Annotated in this window: 28 protein-coding genes; 23 read left to right on the top strand and 5 right to left on the bottom strand. The window is 35.9% G+C overall.

Annotated elements, in window-relative coordinates:
- The first annotated feature begins 135 nt into the window (after positions 1-135).
- Together PSR14_RS20335 and PSR14_RS20330 are read left to right on the top strand one after the other, a co-directional pair.
- Positions 136-645: a phage terminase small subunit P27 family gene (locus tag PSR14_RS20335; RefSeq protein WP_169509249.1), complete on the top strand. Its 510-nt coding sequence runs from the start codon at positions 136-138 to the stop codon at positions 643-645.
- The gene (locus PSR14_RS20330; RefSeq protein WP_098486950.1) at positions 642-2,336 is read left to right on the top strand and encodes a terminase large subunit; all 1,695 of its coding nucleotides are present in this window, start codon (positions 642-644) and stop codon (positions 2,334-2,336) included. The genes PSR14_RS20335 and PSR14_RS20330 overlap by 4 nt, the downstream gene beginning before the upstream one ends.
- 320 nt (positions 2,337-2,656) lie before the next feature.
- Here the strand turns inward: PSR14_RS20330 and PSR14_RS20325 are convergent, their stop codons facing one another.
- Positions 2,657-3,886 (bottom strand): IS110 family transposase, encoded by a 1,230-nt coding sequence (locus tag PSR14_RS20325; protein ID WP_098487274.1) that lies wholly within the window; start codon positions 3,884-3,886, stop codon positions 2,657-2,659.
- A gap of 371 nt (positions 3,887-4,257) precedes the next feature.
- On the opposite strand from PSR14_RS20325, the gene PSR14_RS20320 reads away from it, so the two are divergent.
- From PSR14_RS20320 to PSR14_RS20240, 17 genes are all read left to right on the top strand, one after another.
- A complete protein-coding gene (locus PSR14_RS20320) occupies positions 4,258-5,511 on the top strand; it encodes a phage portal protein (RefSeq protein WP_098486951.1) in 1,254 nt (417 codons plus the stop codon).
- Complete coding sequence (locus PSR14_RS20315; protein WP_001259166.1) at positions 5,498-6,208, top strand: head maturation protease, ClpP-related; 711 nt, start codon at positions 5,498-5,500, stop codon at positions 6,206-6,208. The genes PSR14_RS20320 and PSR14_RS20315 overlap by 14 nt, the downstream gene beginning before the upstream one ends.
- A 37-nt stretch (positions 6,209-6,245) precedes the next feature.
- Positions 6,246-7,418, top strand: a complete 1,173-nt coding sequence (locus tag PSR14_RS20310) for a phage major capsid protein (protein WP_098486952.1) — start codon at positions 6,246-6,248, stop codon at positions 7,416-7,418.
- A 20-nt stretch (positions 7,419-7,438) separates the two neighbouring features.
- A complete protein-coding gene (locus tag PSR14_RS20305) occupies positions 7,439-7,717 on the top strand; it encodes a head-tail connector protein (protein WP_000244595.1) in 279 nt (92 codons plus the stop codon).
- A complete protein-coding gene (locus PSR14_RS20300) occupies positions 7,714-8,037 on the top strand; it encodes a phage head closure protein (protein ID WP_001068017.1) in 324 nt (107 codons plus the stop codon). The genes PSR14_RS20305 and PSR14_RS20300 overlap by 4 nt, the downstream gene beginning before the upstream one ends.
- Positions 8,030-8,467: an HK97-gp10 family putative phage morphogenesis protein gene (locus tag PSR14_RS20295; protein ID WP_098486953.1), complete on the top strand. Its 438-nt coding sequence runs from the start codon at positions 8,030-8,032 to the stop codon at positions 8,465-8,467. The genes PSR14_RS20300 and PSR14_RS20295 overlap by 8 nt, the downstream gene beginning before the upstream one ends.
- Entirely contained in the window at positions 8,464-8,823 is a 360-nt protein-coding gene (locus PSR14_RS20290) for a DUF3168 domain-containing protein (RefSeq protein ID WP_098486954.1), read from the top strand. The genes PSR14_RS20295 and PSR14_RS20290 overlap by 4 nt, the downstream gene beginning before the upstream one ends.
- On the top strand, positions 8,824-9,432 hold the full coding sequence (locus PSR14_RS20285) for a major tail protein (protein ID WP_098486955.1): 609 nt from the start codon (positions 8,824-8,826) through the stop codon (positions 9,430-9,432). It begins immediately after the preceding gene.
- 48 nt (positions 9,433-9,480) lie between these two features.
- Positions 9,481-9,798, top strand: coding sequence for a phage tail assembly chaperone G (gpG, locus tag PSR14_RS20280; protein ID WP_000779158.1), 318 nt, complete (start codon positions 9,481-9,483; stop codon positions 9,796-9,798).
- 29 nt (positions 9,799-9,827) lie between these two features.
- Positions 9,828-10,004, top strand: a complete 177-nt coding sequence (locus PSR14_RS20275) for a hypothetical protein (protein WP_000344052.1) — start codon at positions 9,828-9,830, stop codon at positions 10,002-10,004.
- A gap of 14 nt (positions 10,005-10,018) precedes the next feature.
- A complete protein-coding gene (locus PSR14_RS20270; protein WP_262726880.1) occupies positions 10,019-13,870 on the top strand; it encodes a phage tail tape measure protein in 3,852 nt (1,283 codons plus the stop codon).
- Positions 13,871-13,884: 14 nt separating this feature from the next.
- Entirely contained in the window at positions 13,885-15,375 is a 1,491-nt protein-coding gene (locus PSR14_RS20265) for a distal tail protein Dit (protein WP_262726879.1), read from the top strand.
- Positions 15,372-19,442 carry a phage tail spike protein gene (locus tag PSR14_RS20260; protein WP_098486958.1) on the top strand — a complete coding sequence of 1,357 codons (4,071 nt, stop codon included), beginning with the start codon at positions 15,372-15,374 and terminating at the stop codon, positions 19,440-19,442. The genes PSR14_RS20265 and PSR14_RS20260 overlap by 4 nt, the downstream gene beginning before the upstream one ends.
- Before the next feature lie 124 nt (positions 19,443-19,566).
- Positions 19,567-19,791: a hemolysin XhlA family protein gene (locus PSR14_RS20255; RefSeq protein WP_042512257.1), complete on the top strand. Its 225-nt coding sequence runs from the start codon at positions 19,567-19,569 to the stop codon at positions 19,789-19,791.
- A 64-nt stretch (positions 19,792-19,855) separates the two neighbouring features.
- Positions 19,856-20,092, top strand: a complete 237-nt coding sequence (locus tag PSR14_RS20250; RefSeq protein ID WP_029440514.1) for a hemolysin XhlA family protein — start codon at positions 19,856-19,858, stop codon at positions 20,090-20,092.
- Positions 20,092-20,331 (top strand): holin, encoded by a 240-nt coding sequence (locus PSR14_RS20245; protein WP_098486959.1) that lies wholly within the window; start codon positions 20,092-20,094, stop codon positions 20,329-20,331. Before PSR14_RS20250 ends, PSR14_RS20245 begins: the two co-directional genes overlap by 1 nt.
- Positions 20,328-21,392 (top strand): N-acetylmuramoyl-L-alanine amidase, encoded by a 1,065-nt coding sequence (locus PSR14_RS20240; RefSeq protein ID WP_098486960.1) that lies wholly within the window; start codon positions 20,328-20,330, stop codon positions 21,390-21,392. The genes PSR14_RS20245 and PSR14_RS20240 overlap by 4 nt, the downstream gene beginning before the upstream one ends.
- 67 nt (positions 21,393-21,459) lie before the next feature.
- Here PSR14_RS20240 and PSR14_RS20235 read toward each other — a convergent pair whose 3' ends face one another.
- Genes PSR14_RS20235 through PSR14_RS20225 form a run of 3 tightly spaced genes read right to left on the bottom strand, consistent with a single transcriptional unit; the run spans position 21,460 to position 22,439 of the window.
- Positions 21,460-22,041 (bottom strand): type IV secretory system conjugative DNA transfer family protein, encoded by a 582-nt coding sequence (locus PSR14_RS20235; protein ID WP_000043395.1) that lies wholly within the window; start codon positions 22,039-22,041, stop codon positions 21,460-21,462.
- A 5-nt stretch (positions 22,042-22,046) separates the two neighbouring features.
- Positions 22,047-22,229 carry a hypothetical protein gene (locus PSR14_RS20230; RefSeq protein WP_000044279.1) on the bottom strand — a complete coding sequence of 61 codons (183 nt, stop codon included), beginning with the start codon at positions 22,227-22,229 and terminating at the stop codon, positions 22,047-22,049.
- A 3-nt stretch (positions 22,230-22,232) separates the two neighbouring features.
- On the bottom strand, positions 22,233-22,439 hold the full coding sequence (locus tag PSR14_RS20225; RefSeq protein ID WP_000394503.1) for a helix-turn-helix transcriptional regulator: 207 nt from the start codon (positions 22,437-22,439) through the stop codon (positions 22,233-22,235).
- 183 nt (positions 22,440-22,622) lie between these two features.
- Here PSR14_RS20225 and PSR14_RS20220 point away from each other — a divergent pair, with 183 nt between their 5' ends.
- The 4 genes from PSR14_RS20220 (at position 22,623) to PSR14_RS20205 (ending at position 24,972) form a co-directional block, all read left to right on the top strand.
- Positions 22,623-22,925 (top strand): hypothetical protein, encoded by a 303-nt coding sequence (locus PSR14_RS20220; RefSeq protein ID WP_001267635.1) that lies wholly within the window; start codon positions 22,623-22,625, stop codon positions 22,923-22,925.
- A 2-nt stretch (positions 22,926-22,927) separates the two neighbouring features.
- Entirely contained in the window at positions 22,928-23,110 is a 183-nt protein-coding gene (locus tag PSR14_RS20215; RefSeq protein ID WP_000170771.1) for a hypothetical protein, read from the top strand.
- 115 nt (positions 23,111-23,225) lie between these two features.
- Positions 23,226-24,407 (top strand): FtsK/SpoIIIE domain-containing protein, encoded by a 1,182-nt coding sequence (locus PSR14_RS20210; protein WP_098486961.1) that lies wholly within the window; start codon positions 23,226-23,228, stop codon positions 24,405-24,407.
- Positions 24,349-24,972, top strand: coding sequence for a replication-relaxation family protein (locus PSR14_RS20205; RefSeq protein ID WP_001025814.1), 624 nt, complete (start codon positions 24,349-24,351; stop codon positions 24,970-24,972). The genes PSR14_RS20210 and PSR14_RS20205 overlap by 59 nt, the downstream gene beginning before the upstream one ends.
- Before the next feature lie 32 nt (positions 24,973-25,004).
- Here PSR14_RS20205 and PSR14_RS20200 read toward each other — a convergent pair whose 3' ends face one another.
- Complete coding sequence (locus PSR14_RS20200; RefSeq protein WP_098486962.1) at positions 25,005-25,601, bottom strand: hypothetical protein; 597 nt, start codon at positions 25,599-25,601, stop codon at positions 25,005-25,007.
- Between the last annotated feature and the right edge of the window lie 383 nt (positions 25,602-25,984).

Here is a 25,984-nt window from a genome sequence, read left to right as displayed (position 1 = left end):
ATAAATTTGTCTTGAAAACGGACAAAAAACACCCCCGGTGTAAAAAAAGTAAAAGGCAGTTCCTTGGAGACCGCCGCCTAGCTTTCCGTACAAAAAATTCGTTTTATGTCATAAAAGGGGGTTCAACCAAAGGAGGTGGTTCACATGGGACGAAAAGCGAAGCCAATCCATTTGCAAATACTTGAAGGGAATAAAAATCGATTAACTAAACAAGAAATAGAACAACGAGTGAAGGCTGAACAAAGTATTCAACCAAAAACGAATAGAATAAAAGCTCCAACTTGGTTAAATTCAGTAGCTAAAAAAGAATTCAATCGTATCTCTAAAGAATTAATAGAATTAGATCTTATTACGAATGTAGATATTAATGCTTTGGCGGCTTATTGTGATGCCTACTCTGATTACGTTGAATGCACAAAGATTATCAGTGAAGAAGGGTTAATGGTAGAGTATACAAATAAAGCAGCTGAAACAAATAAAGTTCCACATCCCTTATTAACTAAAAAGAAACAATTGCATGAACAAATGAAGTCGTTGGCAATTGAATTTGGATTAACACCAAGTTCTAGAGCATCTTTGGCAAAACCTAAGGGTGATGATAAACCCAAAACCAATGCAGAAAAGCGGTTTGGTGATAGGGTATGAGATTAGAAGAAAGACTAATGCAATATGTTTATGACATTTCGGATGGTAACATATTGGCTTGCAAAAAACACAAATGGGCTTGTGAGCGTTTTTTAAGAGATTTAGAACGTACACAAGATGATGAATGTCCATTCTATTTTGATATTGAACAGTTGTATGATTTTTATGAGTGGTGCAAGCAATTTAAACATTTTAAAGGTGTATTAGCAGGGCAATATATTGAATTAACCGATTTTCAGTTATTCGTAGCAGCTAATATATTTTGTTTTCTTATTAAAGATACAAATAATAGACGTTTCCTACGTGTATTTATTGAACTTGCAAGGAAAAATGCAAAATCACAATTTTTGGCCCTTATCGCTTCTTATATAACGTTCTTATCTGATCAACAAGAAGAGTGCTATATAGCTGGTTGGGATAGACAACAATCAAGCCTTGTTTACAATGATATTTTAAAACAACTTGGTGCATGTGATATGTTATCCAAAAAATATAAGGACTCTTATGGGAAAATCACGCATATAAAGAGTGGTTCAACAATAACACCACTTTCTAAAGAAGCAAAAAAGACTGGTGATGGCACAAACCCATCTCTCGGTATCGTTGATGAATATCATGCTCATGATACTAGTGAGATTTACGATGTAATTGATTCAGGAATGGGTGCACGTGAGAATACATTGATGTTTATTATCACCACAGCCGGATTTAACATCAATGGACCTTGTTACAAGGAGTATAAATACTGTTCAAGGATATTAGATCCAAACGATTTAGGAGTGGAGAATGATGAGTATTTTGTTGTTATTTGTGAACTTGATAAAGATGATGATATTAAGGATGAAACTAATTGGATAAAAGCCAATCCGATTGTAGCAACTTATGAAGCTGGAATGAAAAAGCTTCGAAGTGATTTAAAAGTTGCTCTTGATAACCCTGAAAAAATGCGCTCTTTTTTAACAAAACGTATGAATATATGGGTTAATCGGAAAGAAAATGGTTATATGGATATGTCCAGATGGAATAAGTGTGATGAAGTAATCGAGTTATCTGAATTGAAAGGTATGGAATGCACAGTAGGAGCCGATTTATCAGCAAAAATCGATTTAACTAGTGTGGATTTCGAATTCAAGAAAGATGAAAAATATATTGTAATTAGTCATAGTTTTATACCAGAGGATACTTTAGTCGAGAAAATGAAAACAGATAAAGTACCATATGACATTTGGGCGAAGCAAGGTTGGATTACTGTAACACCTGGTTCAGTAGTAGACTATAATTTTGTTAAAGAATATATAAAGAAGATGGAAGCTGATAATGAGTTTAAAATAAAAGAAATATGTGCGGATCCTTGGAATGCAACTCAATTTATGCAAGACATGGAAGCTGAAGGATATGTTGTTGTAGAAATTAGACAAGGTATGGCTACTTTATCAGGACCAACAAAAGACTTTCGTGAGCAAGTGTACCAAAAGAAAATTATTCATAATAACAATCCGGTTCTGAATTGGGCAATTGGAAATGCTGTTACTAAGCAAGATGCCAATGAAAACATCATGTTGGACAAATCAAAAGCGACGGAGAGAATTGATCCGATAGCGGCTGTTATTAACTCGCATGTTCGATGCATGCTCAATTCAGGTGAGATGGATTTAAACTCATATATTTTAAGTCAAGATTTCTCATTCTAGGAGGAATTACATGCGGTTTTTAATGTTTTTTATCAATATTTTAGATGATATTTTATTTATTTCAGGGTTGTCCATTATTATAGGGACGACTTTTTTTATTAATCCAATTTACGGATGGTATCTGTTGGGTATTATCCTCACAAATTTGGGGGTGATAATGATTAGAAGATAGAAGACCTGCGGTAGTATGTCAACTTAGAAATAACAAAGTTTAAAGTTGTCAAAGGTCAATTTGTTTAAAAAAGGCATCACAAAACTAAACCAGTAACGAATGTAATTTACTGGAAAATAATGAAAGGTAGCGATGACAAAATTTTATGTCATTCTTTCACACACCTTCCAGGCGTAAAAAGTTGGTGGCTACGTAGTAGCGCATCCACCAATCGCACAAATTTTCTTGCGGTTAGAACGAGTGCACGTTTGTGTTGATGTTTTGGTACTTCATTATATTTTTTCACGTAATACTCTTGATAATCTGATACATGCTTTCTTACTGAATTGGCGGCTTCAACTAAGTAATAACGCAAGTAATGATTACCTGTACGGGATAATGAAGTATCTTCGGCTGTAAAACGACCGGATTGGTGCTTTCGCCAGTATAATCCAGCGTATTTGGCTATTTTTGTTTCATCGTCAAATCTTTCGATTTGGCCAATTTCAGCAATGATACCGGCAGCGAAAACAGGGCCTACTCCAGGAATAGATTCAAGTGTTTGGGTCAAACCAGCCATGATTTTTTTAATAGACTTTTCTAATTCCTTGATTTGCTGTTGAAACGTACGAATGACTGCGATGGATGTACCTAAGATGACATCTATTGAATCTTCTACAACCTTATCCAAGCGATAAGAAACTTTCACAGCTTTGTGAATGGATGCTGCTACGCATTTTGGATCACCAAAACGGTTTCGACTTTTTTTCTGTAGGAACTCAGCGAGTTCTTCTAAAGGCATATTAGCGAGTTCCTCTAAGCTGAATTTTTCAAGAAATAGTTCTGTCATGGCGCTACCGAATACGGAAGTATCCACCTCTTGTGAAAATGTATTACATTTAAAACTTAGGTGTTGAAGAAAGTGTTGTTTTTCTTTCGTTAACATTTTGACAAGTTGGTATCGTGATCGAGTTAATTGCTGCAGTGCCACGTACTGGCTTTCTTTTACGATAGACATTTGATTACGGCCAAATCGTAAGTAATCAGCAATGACAAAGGCATCAATCTCATCGGTTTTATTCATGTCAGAATAACTTTTCTTAAAATTTGCGACTTGCTTTGGGTTTAGGAGAAATACTTTTGCTCCAAAACGCTGTAAATCTATATCATGGTGAAGAAACATAGAAGGATGAAAGCTGTAAACAGAGGTGGATTCTAGACCAATCTTAAGGATGTCGACCTCTTTACCTGCAACACACTGTAATAATTTTTCTTTGAGTGTAGTAGCTCCCGGTAGGTCATTACTGACCGAAAAAGAATCCAGTTTTTCTCCATCACCATTTAAAAAGCAAACTTTCATATCAAACGAACTTACATCTAAACCAACAAATAATCTCATGTAAGAGACCTCCCTTCTATATTAGAATCATTTCTTGGACGTCTCGAGATATCTCTAGTGTGTACGCCGACCAACAACCTCGTGTATGAGAGCTAGTCCTGAATCGAAAGCCGCCCTAGAGCTACTATCATCTAGGTTCGAGGGTCAGGCTGCTCAGCCTGCGAGTAGGGAGTCCCGCACGTTCACTGAGAAACACTCTTCAAATGTGGTAAATCCACAGGAGGTGAAAGAATTGTCCCAAATGATCCTAAAATCATTATCTAGAAATATCTTGGGACGTCCAAGTATTTTTATTTATAGGGCTCTTATTAAGAAGAAAATCTAAGCCTGTAATAGGGCTTAAATATTAATATACGAAGGAGGTGAAACTTTTGATTTTTCGGCATTTATTTAGAAATCAGGATACAACGGATTTAAAAAATCCATCTCCCTGGTTTAAAAGTTTATTTGGCTATCAAGCCGCGAGCGGTGAGAAGGTAACTGTTGAATCATCTTTAAGTGTTCCAACAGTTTACCGATGCATTAACATCCTTGCGAATAGTGTAGCTATGCTTCCTTTTCAAACATTTAAAAAGACAGCGAAGGGAAGGGAACGGGATAAGGCGCATCAAGTTTCTTTTGTATTAGAAAGACGCCCTAACCCATATCAAAGTCCATTTAAATTTAAGCATTTAATTGAAACACATCGCAATACATGGGGTAACGCCTATATCAATATCCATTGGGGTATGGATGGTAGACCAAAAGAATTATGGGTATTAAATCCGGCTGTTACAACGCCCTCTGTGGATCTAAAAACCAATAAACTATGGTATTTTACTAGTTTGCCAGACGGTACACCTATAAAAATACCTGATGATGACATTATTCATCTTACTACATTGTCTACAGATGGTTTAAAGGGGAAACCACCTATCCAAATTGCAAGAGAATCAATAGGTAGCTCACAGGCGGCACAAAAATTTAAAGGTAAGTTCTTTACAAACGGTGCAGCGCATAGTGGGATATTAAAAACGCAACAAGCACTTGGCAAAGAGGCGAAAGATGTACTTCGTGATGCATGGGAAGAGGCAAATACAGGATTAAATAATGCTCAAAGGATTGCCATTTTAGATGCTGGTTTAGAATTTGAAAAGGTTGGAATGCCTTTGAAAGATGCTCAATTTATTGAAGGTATGAAATTTGATAAAGGTGAGATTGCGAACATCTTTAATATTCCTTTGCACATGATTAATGAGTTAGATCGTGCTACTTTCTCTAATATTGAGCAACAAGCGCTGGATTTTATTCAAAATACATTGAGTCCAATTCTTATTCAATATGAGGAAGAGTTTTCTTATAAAGCATTTTCATTTAATGAGCAAAAACGATATTACTTAAAGTTTAATCTAACAAGTTTATTACGTGCTGATTCTAAATCAAGAGCAGAATTCTACAAAATTATGTTAGATGCTGGTGCTTTCTCAATCAATAAAGTGCTAGAACTGGAAGATATGGATGGGATTGGGGAATACGGTGATAAACATCGTGTTGATTTAAATCATGTATCTATTGAAATTGCGGATGAATATCAATTAGCGAAAGCAAATGGAGGGGCACTACAGAAGGGAAGTGAGGACGATTAAAGACGTATTTACTATTAAAAATCAAACGGAATCATCAGCAGACTTATTTATTTATGGTGACATCATAAATAATACAGGTTGGAAATGGGATGATTCTGACATTATGCCTGATGATGTGAAAAATATCTTAGGGCAATTGGATGATAAAAGTAACCTTAATATCTATGTAAATAGTGGTGGTGGTTCTGTATTTGCTGGTTTAGCCATTTATAACATGTTAAAGCGCAATAAAGCACAAAAAACTGTTTATGTGGATGGTGTTGCAGCTTCTATTGCTTCTGTAATCGCCCTAGCTGGTGATCGTGTTGTTGTTCCTTCTAATGCATTCTTAATGATTCATAAGCCTTGGACATATGCAGCTGGAAATGCAATTGATTTCCGAAAAGCAGCAGAGGACCTTGATAACATCGAATCAGGAATCATGAATGTATACAAAGAGAACTTAAAAGAGGGCGTTGAAATTGAAGAAATTCAACAATTAGTAGATGCTGAGACTTGGCTAAGTGGTGAAGAAGCTGAAAAATATTTCAATATTGAAGTTGTGGAAGCGAAAGATGTTGCAGCATGCAGCAGTGATTACTTTGATAAATATCAAAAAACACCAAATAAGATTGTAGCAAAAGCTCCTTCTATTCCAAAGAAGGACAATAATGAACAATTAAAAATCCAAAATGCACTAGACCTGTTAGAACTATAGGTCTATTTTTTGTGCCAATATAAGGAGGAAATACCGAATGGATAAACGTGAACAAGAATTACGTCAAAAAGTTGCTGACTTAAAAGCGAAAGCAGAAGAGTTTAATAATAGCGGTAAATATGAAGAGGCAAAGGCAAAAATCGAGGAAGCAAAAAGCGCAAAAAATGAATTAGATAATTATTTAGCAATGATGCAAATTCAAGTTTCTGACCCTGTAAATTCACAAGCAGGAGTTTTACCTCCATCATCAGTTAAAAATGAAGACCCATCGTACAAAGAAGTATTTATGAAAGCTATCCGTGGTCAAAATTTAAGTCATGAAGAAGCAAGCGTTATGCAGGAATACAAAGCGGCCTTATCTGAGAATTCAGGTAAAGATGGCGGCTATATTGTTCCAGAAGATATTACGACAACTATTAATCAATTAAAACAAACGGTTGATAGCTTAGAACAATATGTAAATGTACAACCTGTATCAACAAAAAAGGGGGCTCGTACACTAGAAAAACGTGCAGCATCTACACCTTTTGCGCCATTATCTGAGTATGGTAAACCAAATGCAATGCAAGAAATTGCTTCTCCTGAATTTGATCGTTTATCTTATGCTATTGAAGATTACGCAGGCTTCTTACCGGTGCCAAATGATTTATTAGATGATACAGATCAAGCTTTAGAAGAATATTTACGTCAATGGATCGCTAAAAAATCTATTGCTACTCGTAACTACCTAATTTTACAAGAACTTAACAAATTGACAAAGGTAGATTTTGTGGATTACAAAGGCATTAAAACAGCATTAAATGTTACATTGGACCCAGCTTTTGCAGCCGGAGCTAATATTTTCACTAACCAAGATGGATTCAATTACTTGGATCAATTAGAAGATAAAAATGGTCGTCCGCTTCTTCAACCAGACCCAACAAATCCAACACGTAGTTTATTGTCAGGAAAACCGGTAATTACTTTATCAAATAAAACAATCGCTACAGATAAAGATGGGAAAGCGCCTTTCATTGTTGGTAATTTAAAAGAAGCTATTATTCTTTGGGATAGAAAACAGTTATCTATTGATATGACCAAAGAAGGCGGAAATGCTTGGAGAACAAATACTTCTGAGTTCCGAGCGATTGAGCGTGAGGACGTTACATCATGGGATACAGAAGCAGTTGTGTATGGACAAATTACGGTTGCACCTAAAACAGGAGCTTAATAAAGTAGGAGGTGTCCTTCTTGGTACTAACATTAGAGGAAGCGAAAAAGTATCTTCGTGTGGATGGTGATGAGGAGGACGATCTCATTACATCTTTCGTAATAGCAGCTGAAATGTATATTAAGAATGCCACAAGTAAAAATGTAAATTTAAAAAGCGAGCTTGCTAAATTAGCAGCTCGTATTTTAATTGCTCATTGGCATGAAAATCGAGAAGCGGTTGGAAAAGCTGAACAACTAGCATTTAGTTTGCAGTCAATATTAGTCCAATTGCAATATTGTGTAGGTGATTCCATATGAATCCAGGTAAATTAGATAAACGTCTTACATTCCAAATAAAAGACGATGATGCAAGGGGCCCAGACGGTGATCCGATAGAAGGTTATAAGGATTCTTTTACTGTATGGGGCTCTTTTACTTTCTTAAAGGGACGAAAATACTTTGAAGCAGCGGCAGCTAATAGCGAAATCCAAGGCGAAACAGAAATCCGATATCGTGCTGATGTGAACGCTGATATGAAGATTAAGTACAAGAACGTAATTTATGACATTATTTCAGCTATTCCAACTGAAAAACATACATTATCAATCATGTGGAAGCGTGGTGGAATGAATGGCTGATGGTGTGGATTTATTAGGGTTTGATCGTTTGATTTCCGAATTAGAACAAATGGGTCTACGTGGGGAAAAGATTGAAGATAAAGCCCTTGCAGCTGGTGGTGAGCAAATTCGAAAAGCCATTGCGGAAAGAAGTGAACCAAGGAGTTCAAGCTCTAAGAAACCATCCAAAAGTGAACCTTGGCGTACAGGCCAACATTTGCTTGATAATATACGAGTTACGAAGGCGCGAATGGAAAATGGTGTAAAAACGATCAAGATTGGAATAGACAAAGCAGACCGTTCTCCATATTTCTATGGAAAGTTTTTAGAGTGGGGTACTTCTAAAATGCCAGCACATCCATTTATAGAACCAGGTTTTAACGCTTCTAAAGTGGATGCGGTACGTGCTATGACAGATATCTTGAAGAATGAAATGGGGCTGAATTTATGATAAATTTAAGCCCTGAAATTGTACAAGCTCTTGAAAATAATCAGGAGCTTGTTTCTTTATTAGGTGGAAAACGTGTGTATTATCGTAAAGCCAAAAATGCTGAAGAGTTTCCACGTATTACGTTTTTTGAATTAGACAATAGGCCAGATGGATTTGCAGATAATGATGAAAGCGAAAGTGAAATCACATTCCAAATCGATATTTGGTCAAAAGGTAGTACAACAGCAATCCACCAAAAAGTGAATGAGGTTATGAAAAGTATTGGTTTCTCACGTTATAAGGTTGCTGATTTATATGAAGAGGATACAAAAATTTTTCATTACGCGATGCGATTCGCGAAAGGAGTGGAGTTATAGATGGCTGGAGAAGTTATTAAAATTAGTTCGACTGTCGGTGTAGATAGTCTTGTTTATGCAAAGTCATTGAAAGATGATGCAACAGGTGTTGATTACAGTACGGTTAAAAAAATGGAAGGTGCAGTAAAGGTTAAAACATCTAAAAAAGTAGCTACCGAGATTATGTGGAGCGACAATAAAAAATCGGAAATTGCTGAGTCTGATGGTGAGGTTGAGGTTGAAATTGAAGTTCGAGGCCTGTCATTATCAACAAAGGCAGACATTGAAGGATTTCCAGAAGTTACAGATGGTGTATTAGACGAAAAACGTGAGGGTGAAAAGCCATATTTAGCAATTGGATGGCGCTTTTTAAAGGCTAATGGAAAATATCGATATGTTTGGTTATTAAAAGGGAAACTTTCACAAGAAGAGGAAGAAGCTGAAACTAAAAAAGATAAGCCAAACTTCCAAACAACCAAACTGAAAGGTTCGTTTATTGAACGTGATTTTGATGATAGAACTAAGTTTACAGCCGATGAAGATGAACCTACGTTTACAAAAGCTATTGGAGACAATTGGTTTAAAATGGTATACGAGAAACCAGTGGCACAACTACCAGCAGGAAAGTAGGAGGGAGCAAAAGCTCTCTCTTTTTTATTAATTAAGGAGGAGTACATTATGAAATTAACTTTACGAATCAACAAAGAAGAAAAAACTTTTAACTTACCAGCCTTCATTCCAGCTCGTTTAATCCGTCAAGCGCCGGAGCTTGCTGAAATCCCAAACAATCCTGGTCCAGAAGATATGGATAAAATGGTTCAATTCGTGGTTAAAGTGTATGATGGTCAATTTACATTAGATCAATATTGGGATGGAATTGATGCTCGTAAATTTTTATCAACAACTTCAGACGTAATTAATGCGATTATAAATGAAACTGTGGAAGCAGCTGGTGGTAATCCTGTATCTGGAGAAGAAGAAAACCCAAACGCGTAGAGGGAGGAGGGCTAACGTTCAGTGAGTTTATGGACGAGCTCTACCTCTCTTTATTACGTCAGGGATATAAACATCATCATATCGATAACGAAATGGATATTTGGCATTATTTACGGCTGAACCAAAAGTATCGTGAACAAGATCAGTCAAATAGTGAAAATCAGAATTCAAATGAAATTGAAGTTCCAGCAGAAAGCATTATCTAACGAGGGGGAAGATGATGGCGAATGAAATGAATAACTTAGTCGTTAGACTGTCCCTTGATAATGTGAATTTTCGTCAAGGTATAGCGAATTCAGGGCGTGCAGTCAGAACATTACAGAACGAATTAAAATCTGTAAGTACAGGTATGGGTGGTTTTGCTAACGCTAGTCAACAAACGCAAGCGAAAATGAATACACTCAGTAGGCTCATTGATGCGCAAAAAGAGAAAGTTAAAGCATTACGACAAGCCTATGATCAAAATAAGGCTAAATTAGGTGAAAATGATGCAGCAACCCAGCGATATGCTTCGCAAGTTAATAAGGCAGTTGCTGATTTAAATAGATTTGAAAATGAATTAAAGCAAGTAAACCGTCAAGCTGAACAAAAAGGGATGGATAAGTTAAACAACTCTTTAAAATCCTTACAGGCTGAATTTCAGTCTATTACAACAGGTATGGGCGGTTTTTCTAATGCGACAGAACAAACACGAGCTAAAATAGATATTTTATCCCGTATGGTAGATAAACAAAAAGAGAAGATTAGGGAACTTCAACAAGCCTATAATCGTGCTAAAACAGAAGAAGGCGAAGCGAGTCAATCAGCACAAAGATACGCTGAACAAATTCATCGGGCAACAGCTGAACTGAATCGATTTGAAACTGGATTACAGCAGTCAAATCGTGAATTAGAACAGCAAGGGAATCGCCTATTGAACTTCGGTAATCGCATGGAGACATTGGGTAATCATTTGCAAAATGCCGGAATGCAGATCGGCATGGTATTTGGTGGTATGACTTACGCAATAGGTCGGGGCTTAAAATCAGCAATCACTGAATCAATGAATTTTGAGCAACAGATGGCCAATGTAAAAGCTGTTTCTGGATCTACTGGAGCAGAAATGAAAAAGTTAAGTGAATTGGCTGTTAATATGGGAGAAACAACAAAATACTCCAGTGTTCAAGCAGGTCAAGGTATTGAGGAATTAATAAAGGCTGGTGTTAGCTTACAAGATATTATTAACGGCGGATTGGCAGGCGCCCTTAACTTAGCGACGGCAGGGGAATTAGAGTTAGGTGAAGCAGCCGAAATTGCTTCCACAGCTCTGAATGCATTTAAAGCAGACCATCTTTCAGTTGCGGATGCAGCCAATATTTTATCTGGTGCAGCCAATGCTTCCGCAACTGATGTAAGAGAGTTAAAATATGGACTTTCAGCTTCATCAGCAGTAGCAGCGGGAGCCGGAATGACGTTTAAGGATACAGCTACAACTTTAGCGGTATTCGCACAAAATGGTCTTAAGGGATCAGATGCAGGGACATCTTTAAAAACAATGCTAATGCGTTTAAACCCTTCAACAAAAGAAGCATATAACAAAATGAGAGATTTAGGACTTATTACTTATAATGCGCAGGCTGGTTTTGATTTCTTAGTTAAAAACGGTATTCAACCAGCTTCCAGAAATGTAGGGGATATAGAAGTAGCTTTAGAACAATATGTAATGAAAACAGAAGGTGTAACGAAATGGAATGATAAATGTGATACAACATTTCGTGAATTAGCAACAAGTTCAGCTTTCTTATCATCAAAATTCTACGATCAACAAGGGCATATTCAAAGTCTAGAAAATATTTCAGGGACACTTCATGAATCGATGAAAGATTTGACAGACCAGCAACGAAGCATGGCTTTAGAAACATTATTTGGTTCGGATGCCGTACGTGGTGCGACTATTCTCTTTAAAGAAGGAGCAAAAGGTGTTAATGAGATGTGGGATTCCATGTCTAAAGTTACGGCAGCTGATGTTGCAGCGACCAAAATTGATACGTTAAAGGGACGTCTTACATTACTAGATTCAGCATTTTCTACAATGAAAAAAACAATTGGTGATGCACTAGCTCCAGTAGTTAGTGTTTTTGTTGCTGGTTTACAAAAACTTGTTGATGGATTCAATTCTTTACCTGGACCAGTACAAAAGGCAATAGCAATTACAGGTGGTATTGTCCTTGCTTTAACAGCTGTGGCTACAGCAATAGGTGTGGTTTTAGCAGCGTTTGGAATGATTGCTTCAGGAATTGGTTCTTTATCTCTTGCATTAGCATCAGTCGGGGGGATTGCTGGAATTGCGGCTGGAGCAGTTGGATTCTTAGGAAGTGCGCTTGCGGTTTTAACAGGACCAATTGGTCTAGTAGCAGCCGCTCTTATCGGGACTGGAGTTGTTGCATATAAAGCATATCAAAAAGCAACAGAAGACAGTATCGCTTCAGTAGATCGCTTTGCTACAAATACAGAAGGAAAAGTAAGCTCCTCAACAAAGAAGGTTCTAGGCGAGTATTTCAAGCTGTCCGATGGTATTAGACAAAAGTTAACTGAAATTAGATTGAACCATGAAGTAATAACAGAGGAACAGTCGCAAAAGTTGATTGGTCAATATGACAAATTAGCTAATACAATCATTGAAAAAACCAACGCAAGGCAGCAAAAAGAAATTGAAGGGCTTAAAAAGTTCTTTACGGATTCGTATGTATTAACCGCTGAAGAAGAGAACAAACGAATCGAACAGTTAAATCAGCACTATGAACAAGAAAAGCTAAAAACACAAGAAAAAGAAAATAAAATTAAAGAAATTCTACAAACAGCCGCTAGGGAAAATAGAGAATTAACAGCATCCGAGCGGATCTCGTTACAAGCATTACAGGATGAAATGGACAGAGTTGCTGTCGAACATATGTCTAAAAATCAAATGGAGCAAAAGGTTATTCTTGAAAATATGCGTGTGCAGGCTAGTGAAATTTCAGCTAGACAGGCAGCGGAAGTTGTAGAGAATAGCGCCAAAGCAAGAGATAAAGTTATTGAAGATGCGAAAAAGACCCGTGATGAAAAAATTGCAGAGGCAATTCGCCAACGTGATGAAAATAAAACAATCACTGCTGATGAAGCGAACGCAATTATTGCAGAGGCAAAACGTCAGTATGATAGTACAGTTTCTACAGCTCGAGATAAGCATAAAGAAATTGTGAGTGAAGCAAAAGCGCAAGCTGGTGAACATGCAAATCAGGTAGATTGGGAAACTGGCCAAGTAAAATCGAAATATCAAGTTATGAAAGATGATGTTATTCGAAAAATGAAAGAAATGTGGTCGGATGTTACCAATAAATATGAAGATATGAAAAACTCTGCAAGCAACAAGGTTGAGGAAATAAAAAATACAGTTTCGAGAAAATTTGGCGAAAAAGTCCAAGCGGTAAAAGATAAGATGAACGAAATGAAAAGCGGTATCGAAGAAAAATGGAATACAGTTGAAAAATTTTTCAGTTCTATAAATTTACGTTCCATTGGTAAATCAATCATAGAAGGTCTTGGAAAAGGAATAGATGACGCTTCAGGAGGTCTATTTAGCAAGGCTGCTGGAATTGCAAGTGATATTAAAAAGACTATTTCTGGAGCACTAGAGATTAACAGTCCATCTAAAGTGATGATTCCAGTTGGTAGCGCGGTTCCAGAAGGTGTTGGAGTTGGTATGGATAAAGGGAAACGGTTTGTTGTCGATGCAGCCAAAAATGTAGTTGGAACCGTTAAGAAACAAATGGGGAACATGCCGTCTGTTTTTGATTTTGGATTTCAAACGAATCAATATAGTATCCCACGTAATACATTTAGCGACTTCAACGGATATGCGCAACCGCAATTATCTAATAGCAATCCATCTATCGCAAAAACAATATTCCCAAATAGACCAGTTGGAGAACAAGAACTGAATTTAACCGTAAACATGACTAATGTTTTAGATGGAAAAGAGCTTGCGAACGGAAGTTACACCTATACTACAAAGCTTCAAGATCGTGAACAAAAAAGAAGAGCGGAATTTTAAGGGTGGTGAACACGTTGGGGAAACTTAGTTTTACTTTTAATAATATTAGAAAAGATTATATTCAAATGCTAGTTGGAAGAAAACGTCCTTCATGGGCTCCAGTAAAAAGAAGATTAGTAAGAGTCCCTCATCGCGCAGGGGCTCTTTTACTTAATACAGAAACGGAGGAACGTCGTATTGACGTTCCTCTTGTTATGAAAGCGAAAAAAGATATGGCGGATTTACAAAAGTTAAAAGAAGATTTAGCAGATTGGTTATATACAGAGCAACCCGCTGAACTTATTTTTGATGATGAGTTAGACAGGACTTATTTAGCATTAATTGATGGTTCTGTCGATTTGGACGAAATAGTCAATAGAGGTAGAGGTGTTATTACTTTTGTTTGTCCAATGCCGTATAAATTAGGGAAAACAAATACTCACAAATTTACGCAAGAGTGGTCTACAGAAACAACTTCTTATTTTACTAATAAAGGAAGTGTAGAAGCTCCAGCGTTAATTGAAATGACGGTGAAAAAACCAAGTACCTTTTTAGATGTATGGTTTGGAGAGTATCCGAATAATCGTGATTATTTCAGAATAGGCTACCCTCTGACTGTGGAAGAAACCACGGTACAAGAACGAGAAAGAGTCATGTGGGATGAAATGGCCACTCCTATAGGATGGACACCCGTTACTGGACAATTCGATGATATGAAAGGAACAGGGAGTTTTAAATCGCGGGGTGGTTATGCGCTGTATTGTGAAGATTACGGAAAAGAGGTAGGATTCTACGGTGCTATAGCCAAGAAAAACATTCCGGGTGGCCCATTACAAGACTTTGAAATGGAGGCATGGATGACTTTAAAATCCAAAAATATAGGCGAAATGGGTCGAGTTGAAGTTCTTCTTCTAGATGAGGCTAGTAATGTGGTAGCCCGCATCAATATGAATGATCTATATGCGACTGCTGAAATTACAAGGGCACATATGAAAATTGGAAATAGTGGAACACCAAATAGTTTTCGAAAATTAGTTGATACAAGTGGATATTATTCGACTACATTTAACCAATTCCGAGGGCGTTTGCGTATCGCTAGGCGGGGGAAGGTGTGGTCTGTATATGTGGCTAAGTTTATAGATGGTACAGAAAAAGATGGTGCTTCGCTTGTAGAACGTTGGATTGATGAAACAGGAAATCCGATGACAGAACGTAAAATTGCACAAGTAATGATTGCGATTTGCAAGTGGGATAATCACGAGCCTGTTAAGGAAATACAAATTGATGATTTGAAAATTTGGAAGGTAAACAAAGTTCCATCTAATGCACAACCATATATCTTTGATACTGGAGATAAAATTGTTATCGATACTGAGAAAAGTCTTGTCACAATCAACGGGAAGAATGCAATCAATATAAAAGAAATCTTTAGTAATTTCCCTGTCGTAATACGTGGTGAAAATCGTATCGATATAATGCCGCCTGATGTAAATGCAACAATCAGTTATAGGGAGAGATATAGATGAGAACGCCAAGTGGGATTTTGCATGTTGTAGATTTTAAAACGGATCAAATAGTCGCAGCTATCCAGCCAGAGGACTATTGGGATGACAAACGGCATTGGGAACTAAAAAATAATGTTGACATGTTGGATTTCACCGCTTTTGATGGAACAGACCATGCAGTTACGTTACAACAACAGAATCTTGTTTTAAAAGAAGTTCGCGATGGAAGAATCGTACCATATATTATTACAGAGACTGAAAAAAATTCCGATAAACGATCTATTACCACATATGCTTCAGGAGCTTGGATTCAAATTGCTAAATCTGGGATTATAAAACCACAGCGGATAGAGAGTAAGACGGTTAATGAGTTTATTGATTTAGCGCTTTTAGGTATGAAGTGGCAACGTGGAATTACTGAATATGCTGGATTTCATACAATGACCATCGATGAATATATTGACCCACTCACTTTTTTAAAGAAGATTGCATCTTTATTTAAACTGGAAATTCGATATCGTGTTGAGATTAAAGGTTCAAGAATCATCGGTTGGTATGTAGATATGATTCAAAAACGCGGGCATGATACAGGCAAAGAAATAGAATTAGGAAAAGATTTAGTCGGTGTTACGCGTATTGAACATACACGTAATATTTGCACTGCTTTAGTTGGATTTGTAAAAGGTGAAGGTGACAAAGTAATCACTATTGAAAGCATTAATAAAGGTCTACCCTATATCGTAGATGCAGATGCGTTTCAAAGATGGAATGAACACGGACAACATAAATTCGGTTTTTATACACCAGAAACAGAAGAATTAGACATGACTCCAAAACGTCTACTGACACTTATGGAAATAGAATTGAAAAAGCGTGTCAATTCCTCAATCTCTTATGAAGTGGAAGCACAATCGATTGGTCGTATTTTCGGCCTAGAACACGAATTAATTAACGAAGGCGACACAATCAAAATTAAAGATACAGGGTTTACACCGGCATTATATCTTGAAGCGCGAGTAATAGCTGGAGATGAATCTTTTACAGATCCAACGCAAGATAAATATGAATTCGGCGATTATCGTGAGATAGTTAATCAAAATGAAGAATTCAGAAAGATTTACAATCGTATTCTTAGTTCGCTAGGCAATAAACAAGAAATGATAGATCAGCTAGATAAATTGGTTCAAGAAGCTAACGAAACAGCTAGTAATGCAAAGAAAGAATCAGAAGCAGCAAAAGCACTAGCTGAAAAAGTACAAGAGAATATTAAAAATAATACCGTTGAAATTATAGAATCCAAGAATCCACCGACAACAGGACTGAAACCTTTTAAAACGCTTTGGCGTGATATAAGTAATGGAAAGCCCGGTATTTTAAAAATATGGACAGGTACAGCGTGGGAATCGGTTGTACCCGATGTTGAATCTGTAAAAAAAGAAACATTAGATCAGGTTAATAAAGATATCGAAACCACAAAAACAGAGTTAAATCAAAAGGTTCAAGAAGCGCAAAATCAAGCTACAGGACAATTCAACGAAGTACAGGAAGGTTTACAAGGTGTCAGCCGTACAATTTCCAATATCGAAAATAAACAAGGTGAAATCGATAAGAAAGTAACTAAGTTTGAACAAGATTCTAGTGGATTTAAAACTTCTATCGAAACGTTAACGAAAAAAGATGGTGAGATTACTAATAAATTAAATACAGTTGAATCCAATGTGGAAGGCACAACAAAGATAATTTCTGATGTGCAGCAAACAACAAGTGAATTAACTAAAACAACAACTGAAATTAAAGAAGAAGCTGGACGTACAAAAGAACGAATGGAACAAATTAATAGTAAAGTTGACGGTTTAGAAGTCGGTGCCACTAACTTAATTGATGGGACGGAATTCATTGATGCTAGTGGTTGGAGTCGATGGAGTACAATTGGTTCTGTACGCGTATTAGATCAAAGTGGGTTAAAAGACGCATTACCTTATCCGCGCTGTTTATTAGTGGAATCACAAGAAGGTGGCAAACAGCTAGCCGTGCCGAATAACACGCCGTTTGGTGTGCAAGGTAACGGAAGAACTTTTTCTGTTAGAAAGGATCAAAAATACACAGTTTCGATGAATGTTGCAACTAGTGAATTAGGTCATAAACTTGATTACACTTATATTATGTATACCGATAAAACAAATCAAAGGATACCAGATATAGACATACTGTCATTCCCGTTCGTTGCTAAAATAAGCGATAGAGAGAACAACAATTACTATAGAGTTAAATTCACATTTACAGCCACTAAGGACGATGACAAAGTGTTTATTCTTATTGGTGGTAGAACAAAGCGTGAGTTAACAGGAACAAACGGTTATGCATGGATTAGAGTTAACGCCCTTAAAATAGAAAAAGGTACCATAGCTACTGACTGGGACACTTCAAACGCTGATAAAGTGTCGTTAAATGAATTCACTAAGAAAACAATCGATATTGAAAAAAGTGTAGATGGTATCAAAGAAACAATAACAACAGTAGAAAACAATCAAAGTGGATTTGATAAGCGTGTTGCTACTGTAGAAAAAGATGCAACTACCATTAAACAAAATGTCTCTTTAATACAAAATACGCAGACAGAACAAGGAAGACAATTGCAAGAGGCAAAAGCTGGATGGGAAAATACTGCAAAAGCACTTGAAGGTAAAGTTGAGCTTAAACAAGTAGAGGATTATGTTGCAGGGTTTAAGATTCCAGAGTTGAAGCAAACAGTTAATCAAAATAAACAAGATTTATTAGATGAATTAGCTAACAAGCTTGCAACTGAACAATTTAACCAGAAGATGACTATGATTGATAACCGTTTCACTATTAATGAACAGGGTATCAATGCTGCAGCAAAAAAGACAGAAGTATATACGAGAACGCAAGCTGATGGACAGTTTGCAAAAGACTCTTATGTAAGAGATATGGAAACTCGTCTTCAGTTAACTGAAAAGGGCGTTAGCATATCTGTAAAAGAAAATGATGTAATAGCAGCCATTAACATGAGTAAAGAAAACATTAAGTTAAATGCCGCACGAATAGATTTAGTTGGTAAAGTTAATGCTGAGTGGATTAAAGCGGGAATGCTAAGTGGTTGCCAAATTCGAACATCAAATACAGATAACTACGTAAGCTTAGATGACCAATTTATACGTCTCTATGAAAAAGGGGTTGCTAGATCATTTCTAGGACATTACAGAAGAACAGATGGTTCCGTACAACCAACTTTTATTTTAGGGACAGATGAAAAGACTAGTGCTCCAGCAGGCGCTTTATTTATGTCACAAGCAGGCGCAGGATGGTCAGGGGCTTATGCAAGCATTGGTATTAGCGATGGCATAGTTGATGGTACAGTCCAAAAATCTGTGTATTGGGAGTTACAAAGAATCGGATTAAGTGTTCTATATGCTAACGATTACCATGTTTTTTATGCTGGGAGTGGAAGGTGGTATTTTAGAAGAGGAAAACCGGGGTTGTATCAAACTTCGTTAGTTGTTGAAGATAATAGTACAGAGTCTGATTTAAGATTACCTAATGTAACTATACGTAATAGCCGTGCAGCAGGATATACAGGAGTTATCCAACTGAAATCATCTGTTACTCAAAATGGCTGGGGTGCTGTTCAAGGGAATTTTATGACTCCTTCATTACGGGAGTATAAATCTAATATCCGTGATATTCCTTTTTCCGCCTTAGAAAAAATTAGAAGTCTTAAAATTAGACAATTTAATTATAAGAATGCTGTAAACGAACTATACCGGATGAGAGAAGAGAAAAGTCCCAATGATCCACCATTGACAACAGAAGATATTAAAACATACTACGGTTTAATCGTAGATGAATGTGATGAAATGTTTGTGGATGAAAGTGGGAAAGGAATTCATTTGTACTCATACGCATCCATTGGAATTAAAGGTTTACAGGAAGTTGATGCAACAGTACAGGAACAGAAGGTAGAAATAGCAAATCTAAAATCACAAGTAGCTAGTCAAGAAGATCGGATAGCCCGATTAGAAGAATTATTACTACAACAATTAATAAATAAGAAATCAGAGCAGCCATAAGCTGGTCTTTTTTATTTTGCACAAAATATGGCTTTTGTTTGAAAATGTTTGCATGCACAGTAAAAAAGGTTGTCTCATAGTATGTAAAGATTGCTCTATTAGGATTCTAGAGGAGTGTGAACATATGGAAGACGTATATGCGAAGATTGACAGACTCAAAGCGGAACAAAAAGAAATTATGCGAGATATTCGTAACTTAGAAACGCGTACAACTATTAATGAAAAAGACATTTCAACGATTAATAAGCAATTAGAAAAAATCAGTACCAATACAACCTGGATTTTAAGGATTGTTCTTGGCGCAATGGTGATGGCAGTTATACGGCTAATATTAAAGGGTGGTCTTTAATTTATATGCATTTATGAAAGAGGGACGAAAGTCTCTCTTTTTATTTTGAAATGAGGTGGTCAAAGTGGAAGGATTACAAGAAGTAAGAAGTGATGTTCAAGAAATCAAGCAAGAAATTAAAGAAATAAGATTAGAAGTGAAAAGCTTAGAAATACGAACAACAGGTAACGAAAAGGACATTATTAATATCAACAAACAGTTAGATAAAATCAGCGCTAATACTACATGGATTTTACGACTTATAGTAGGTGGAATTGTTGGTGGCATTCTCACTTTCTTAATGAAAGGAGGTGGTATGTAATGGTGAGTTTAGCTGTAATGATTGGAATTGTAGTTGGTCTTTCGCAAATCGTAAAAACAATTGGATTACAAACAAAATATGTTCCGTTATTGAATTTAACGCTTGGCATTGTGCTAGGCGTTTTATTTTTGGACGGAGACACCAAAACAAATGTATTTCAAGGAATCATCATCGGACTGTCAGCAAGTGGACTGTTTGACCACACAAAAATTATGAAAAAGGATGCTGATGTAAAATGAAAAAGACATTAAAACATATTTCTTCTGTAGTCTTCGCCGTTATCTTAGTTTTATCTGTCACAACAAGTGCTTTTGCTGATAGAACACTTATTATTCCTGATTTACCTAAACAACCATACCGTAATGGTGTAGGTGCTTATGAGGGCGTAGTAGCGCATTCTACAGCAACTCCTGAAGCGCCAGCTATTAATATTCAAAAGTATGAGTCTCGTACGTGGCGTTCGGCATTCGTACATTACGCAGTTGATTGGAATGAAACAATTCAAATTGCTGATACGAAATACATTGCTTATGGTGCAGGACCAGGCGCAAATAAACGATTTGTTCACATAGAATTATGCGAAACAAGAGATTATGAGAAATTCAAACGTAGCTATGATAAATATGTTAAGTTACTAGCTAAAATCTTACGTGACCGTGGATTATCAGTAGAAAAAGGATTATGGACTCACTACGATGTAACGAAATATCTTGGTGGTACAGATCATGAAGACCCACTTGATTACTTAAAGTCTCATGGTGTTTCAGAAGCTCAATTCCGTGCTGATGTACAACGAACATACAATAATTCTAGTGTGGATGTTTCTGTACCGGAGAAACCATCTAAACCAGCGGAAGTTCCAACAGCTGTAACAGATGGTATTGCTTATATTGAAGGTTACAACGTTAACTTACGTAAAGGACCTGGTACAAGCTATTCTAAGATTCGACAGTTAAACAAACCAGAAGCTTATGTTGTATGGGCTGAAAAAGATGGTTGGTTAAACCTTGGCGGTGAACAATGGGTTAAAAATGATTCATCTTATGTGAAATTTAGCAAGAAAAGTACAGTGGATTCCTCTATTGTAGGTAAACGCGTTGTTTCTAAAGTTAATAATCTACGATTCTATGATGCTCCATCTTGGCATGATAAAGATGTTGCTGGTTCTGTAGATGCAGGTTTAGGTTTTACAATTGACGCAAAAATAAACGTAAATGGATTCCCGCAATATAAAGTACACAATAGTAAAGGTAAAACGTACTATATTACTGCAAGTGAAGCCTACGTGTACGTGAAGTGATTTTTATAAAAGAATAGTTTTGTAAAAAAGGGTCTACTCATACTTGAGCAGACCCTTTTTTATTTCATTATGGAATGGATACAATCACGCTATTATTATACATTTTGTCTACTTGTTCTTTATTATAACCATATGTAAGTGTTAATTTATCATCTACAAATAAGCAGGTACCCACATTAAACCCTCTACATCCAGACATAAATTTTGGAAGTTTAGGAATAAATCCAACCGCTTCAATATCCATCAAAATAAATCGTACTGGAATTGCTCTTTTATTTTGCTGTGCTCCTTTTAACATATGACTCATAAATGAAAAGATTTGTTTTCCCATATCTGGGACGAAATCTTCTTGTTGTTGATCATTTTCTGTATACGTGAAATAAACAATTATTTTACGCTTTAATAGTTGCAATAAATCTTGTTTAGAATTTGAATGTAGTTCTGTATAAGGAAGTAATAAGATTTCATAACCCTGGTCATATTTTTGAGCAGATGTTTTTTGATACATAATTCCCTTGTAATCTAATACAAATAGTGATTCCTCTTCGCATCCTATGATAAATTGCTCTACTTCAATTAATCCATTTTTAGGATCATAATAGTTTTCGATAATGCGATTCAATGTTTTGAATGGTGGTTGTTTTGACATTGTAATTACTCCTGAGTATATTTTTTCTCTTGTTGTTTTTCAGCGACTAATTCTACAGATGTTTTCCTTCGAACCTTAACTTTTAAACCATAAATCTTTTCGTAAAGTTCTTCAAACACCTCTTCTATTTTTCGATCACCATAAATTTCTTTTACAATTCTTAGGTTGGTTTTCTTTCTTTTAGACACAACTCATTCCACCTCCTCTTTAATCCAAATCTCCTCCATGTACATATTTAATGCTTTAGCAATTTTATATGCAGTAGGGAAAGTTGGGAGTTTTGTATTGTTTACAAGTGCACTTAATGTTGATTGGCTGATTCCGGTTGTCTTTGAAAAATCTTTTTGTCTTATTTCTTTTTCGGCAAAAATAATCCGTAACCTACATTTAAACTCCATATTACCTCCTCCTTAAAATATATATCTTTCCACACAAAATTTTTCATTCCTGTTCAATTTAAGTTTATTTAGAAAAAAAATTTAACAGGACAGGCAAAACGCTTCCTTCTAGTTCATATACCTATATCAAGACCACGAGGAATACCAAGTGGAACTAAGGACATCAAGAGGGGAGAGGTTTATATGCGTTGGCAGTATAATCACCTGAACACAACTTCATATCTTCACCCATCAAAGGAATTACGGTCAATGTACAATGAATCAAGATCAAGAGCAGAGACGGAATCAATTTTAAATCACATGAAAAACCATGAAGTTTATGACCGAAAAGAATATAAGGGATATTTCAGTTTGTCGCAGGTGTTAGAAGAAGATTTATATGGTGAGGAAGAAGATGTTTTAAACTGGGAAATTTTAATGGATTGTTATGATGTGGTCCTTACAAGAAAAGGTATTGCCTTTCGTGAAAAGGAAGAGGAGGAGTAATTATGACACTTGCAGGGGAAGCGGTAATTATTTGGACAGCAACAGGGTTGTCAGTAATTGCTATGAAGGCAGCAGAAAAAATGGGGAGAAGTGTTCCATATTGGCTTCCACGTGTAACCTTGTACACAACAATTACAGGCTCGTTTCTATACCTTCTACGTTATGTTCTAGTTGCATTTCTATAAAGGAATACAATGTGGAAGGTCAGGACAACAGGAAGGGGATAAGAAAAGGCCCGTCCCGTTATATTCTAAAAGAGTGCAATGATATCCTTATAGGATATTTAAGGGGGAAATGTTTATGTTAGAGTTACTAATAGTTCCTACAGCAGCATTAACATACGCATTAGTAAGTGATAAGTTCAAACGAAAAGATGATGATAAAAAGAAAATTCAAGTCTTTTTTGAGGTGAGTGGAATCGCAATTAAAAGAGAAGATAAGCTACATTATCCCAAGTTTCAAAATCAAGTTGATGATGATCGTAGCACAACATATGTATACACATTACCTGTAGGTATGCCGAGTAAAATTATTCAGAAGGTCGAGGATGTTGTAAGTGAGGGGTTAAATAAACCTGTTCGGATTCATTATGATAACTATAAATTAAGTATTCGAGTATTTCATAAAGACATACCTAACAAGTGGGGATGGTCAAAAACATTAGTTGAACAAGAAAAATGGCTTGTACCTATAGGGAAAAGCCTAGAAGAAACAATTTATCATAATTTTGATAAAACACCACACATGACTTTAGGTGGTTTAACACGTATGGGGAAAACCGTATTTTTAAAGAATGTAATGACATCTCTTATTACAGCACAACCAGATCATACGTATTTATATATCGTCGATTTAAAAGGCGGTTTAGAATTTGGACCGTATCAAAATTTAAAACAAGTTGAGTCGATAGCAGAAAAGCCAATTCAAGCATTTCAAGTTTTAAATACCATTCTTGAGAAAATGGAAGAGAAAATGTTCTATATGAAGGAAAGACATTATACAAACGTTGTAGAAACAAATATAAAAGAGCGTCATTTCATTATAGTTGATGAAGGGGCTGAACTTTGTCCTGATAAAAGCATGGGTAAAGAGCAGCAAAAGTTATTAGTTGCTTGTCAAAGAATGCTTTCTTATATAGCTAGGATTGGCGGGGCGCTTGGGTTCAGACTAATTTTTTGTACGCAGTATCCAACAGGAGATACATTGCCGCGACAAGTTAAGCAAAATTCAGATGCAAAGCTTGGGTTTAGATTACCAACACAAACGGCTTCTCAAGTGGTTATAGATGAATGTGGTTTGGAATCGATTAAAAGTATACCTGGACGCGCTTTGTTTAAAACGGATCGGTTAACAGAAATTCAAGTACCTTATATTTCTAATGAAACGATGTGGAATGTACTAAAACAATACGAGGTGGAGAAACATGAACATACAAACACACATCAAATTGAATCGTCAGATGATGATTCTGACCTCGATTAGAAAGCTTAAATTTGCTACACGTAGGCATTTAATGGCTATCCATGATTTAGGTGGTATAAGAAATGCAAACCGTATATTAAAGGATTTAAGCACGTTTGTTAACAGTACAGTTTATAAAAAAGAATATGTATATTACTTAAATAAAAAAGGGCGCGCGCTATTCGATGATACAGAAAAAATAGTACCAACAATTCGATTAGCACACAGCCTTATGAGAAATGAAGCGTGGCTCTATCTGTTTTGTCCGGATGACTGGCAGATAGAAACACCTATACGTTATAAAATAGATGATAAAAAGAAGACGATTATTCCAGATGTAAAATTCCGAGATGAAGAAGGAATATTAAATGCAGTTGAAATAGATCGGACTCAAATGATGAATATTAACAGTGAGAAAATGAAGAGATATGGTGAATTTACAACGTATTACAAAAATAAATACAATGGGAAAGTACCCATCATTCATTTTTTTACAGTGACAGAACACAGGCAAAAAACATTAGAAAAATTCGCAATGAATCATGATGTATTTATAAAAGTCTATGTTGTACCAGAATTTCAATAAAAGAGCTGAATATGTACTCAGCTCTTTTTTGTTTAATTATTTTTCTCAAACGAGAAATTTAATAATGCTGTTGGACTATTAGGATCATAAGTGAAAGAGATTTTATAGCTTGAGGTATATGCCACAGATTCTACTTTTGGGTCCTTTCGATTAATTTTAATACGAATGTCCTCTAACATGTCTTTTACTTCTTTAGTTGCATCAATTTTTAACGATTCAAGTGAAAATAAAAATACATTTGGGTCGTCACCTAAATAAGTGATTTTTTGTATTACCTTTTGTTTGTCGTCTAAAATAACTCGGAAATTTTTCATATTACCTAATTCAACAGTTCCATCATCTTTTATATTTTGGTTTTCAATTAATGAAACAACATGTAAAGTCTTATCTTGATATCCTTTTTCTTTTACAACCTTTAAATCTTTAGAGAGTTTTTCTGTGTTTGTAGAGCTACCGTTTTCATCTAAAATACCATTAAAATTTGTAACGAAACTTCTTACTTCTGTCGGGATTTCTTTCGCTTCATTCTTAGTAGTGTTTTTTGATGCTGAAGAACTATCGGAAGAACAGGCTGATAAAGTAAGGGTGCATAAGGCGGTAAAGATGAGTATTAGAATTTTTTTAAACATATTTTTCCTCCTGTTAAAATGTACAATTACTAAATCAAAAATAACAGATGTTAATAAATTAGAGGTGTCGTATTTTGTCGGGGATAAATAAAATAGAAAAAAGAGTGGATATTAAAAGAAGTGTGGGTTGGTCGGGAAAATAGATCAAGAAAAGTTAATAATCATATATATAAGAAGAGAGTGGCGAATAAAACGACCACTCTCTTTTGACCACGTTGACCACGCTGACCACAACTTGTACCACATTTATTATTTACTTTATGTCCATTTTGTCTAAAATAGAAAATATAGCTGGACAAGAATACACGTTTTATCACATAATGGACACAATGCATCTTTAGAGGTGTAAAGAAAAAACATTGACAAATATAAAATGGCTAGCT

It is taken from the genome of Bacillus sp. A01H, from assembly GCF_045277205.1.
In the GTDB taxonomy this organism is placed as follows: domain Bacteria; phylum Bacillota; class Bacilli; order Bacillales; family Bacillaceae_G; genus Bacillus_A; species Bacillus_A paranthracis.
The sequence above is the reverse complement of the archived record's forward strand: the minus strand, read 5'-3'. Positions and strand labels throughout refer to the sequence as shown.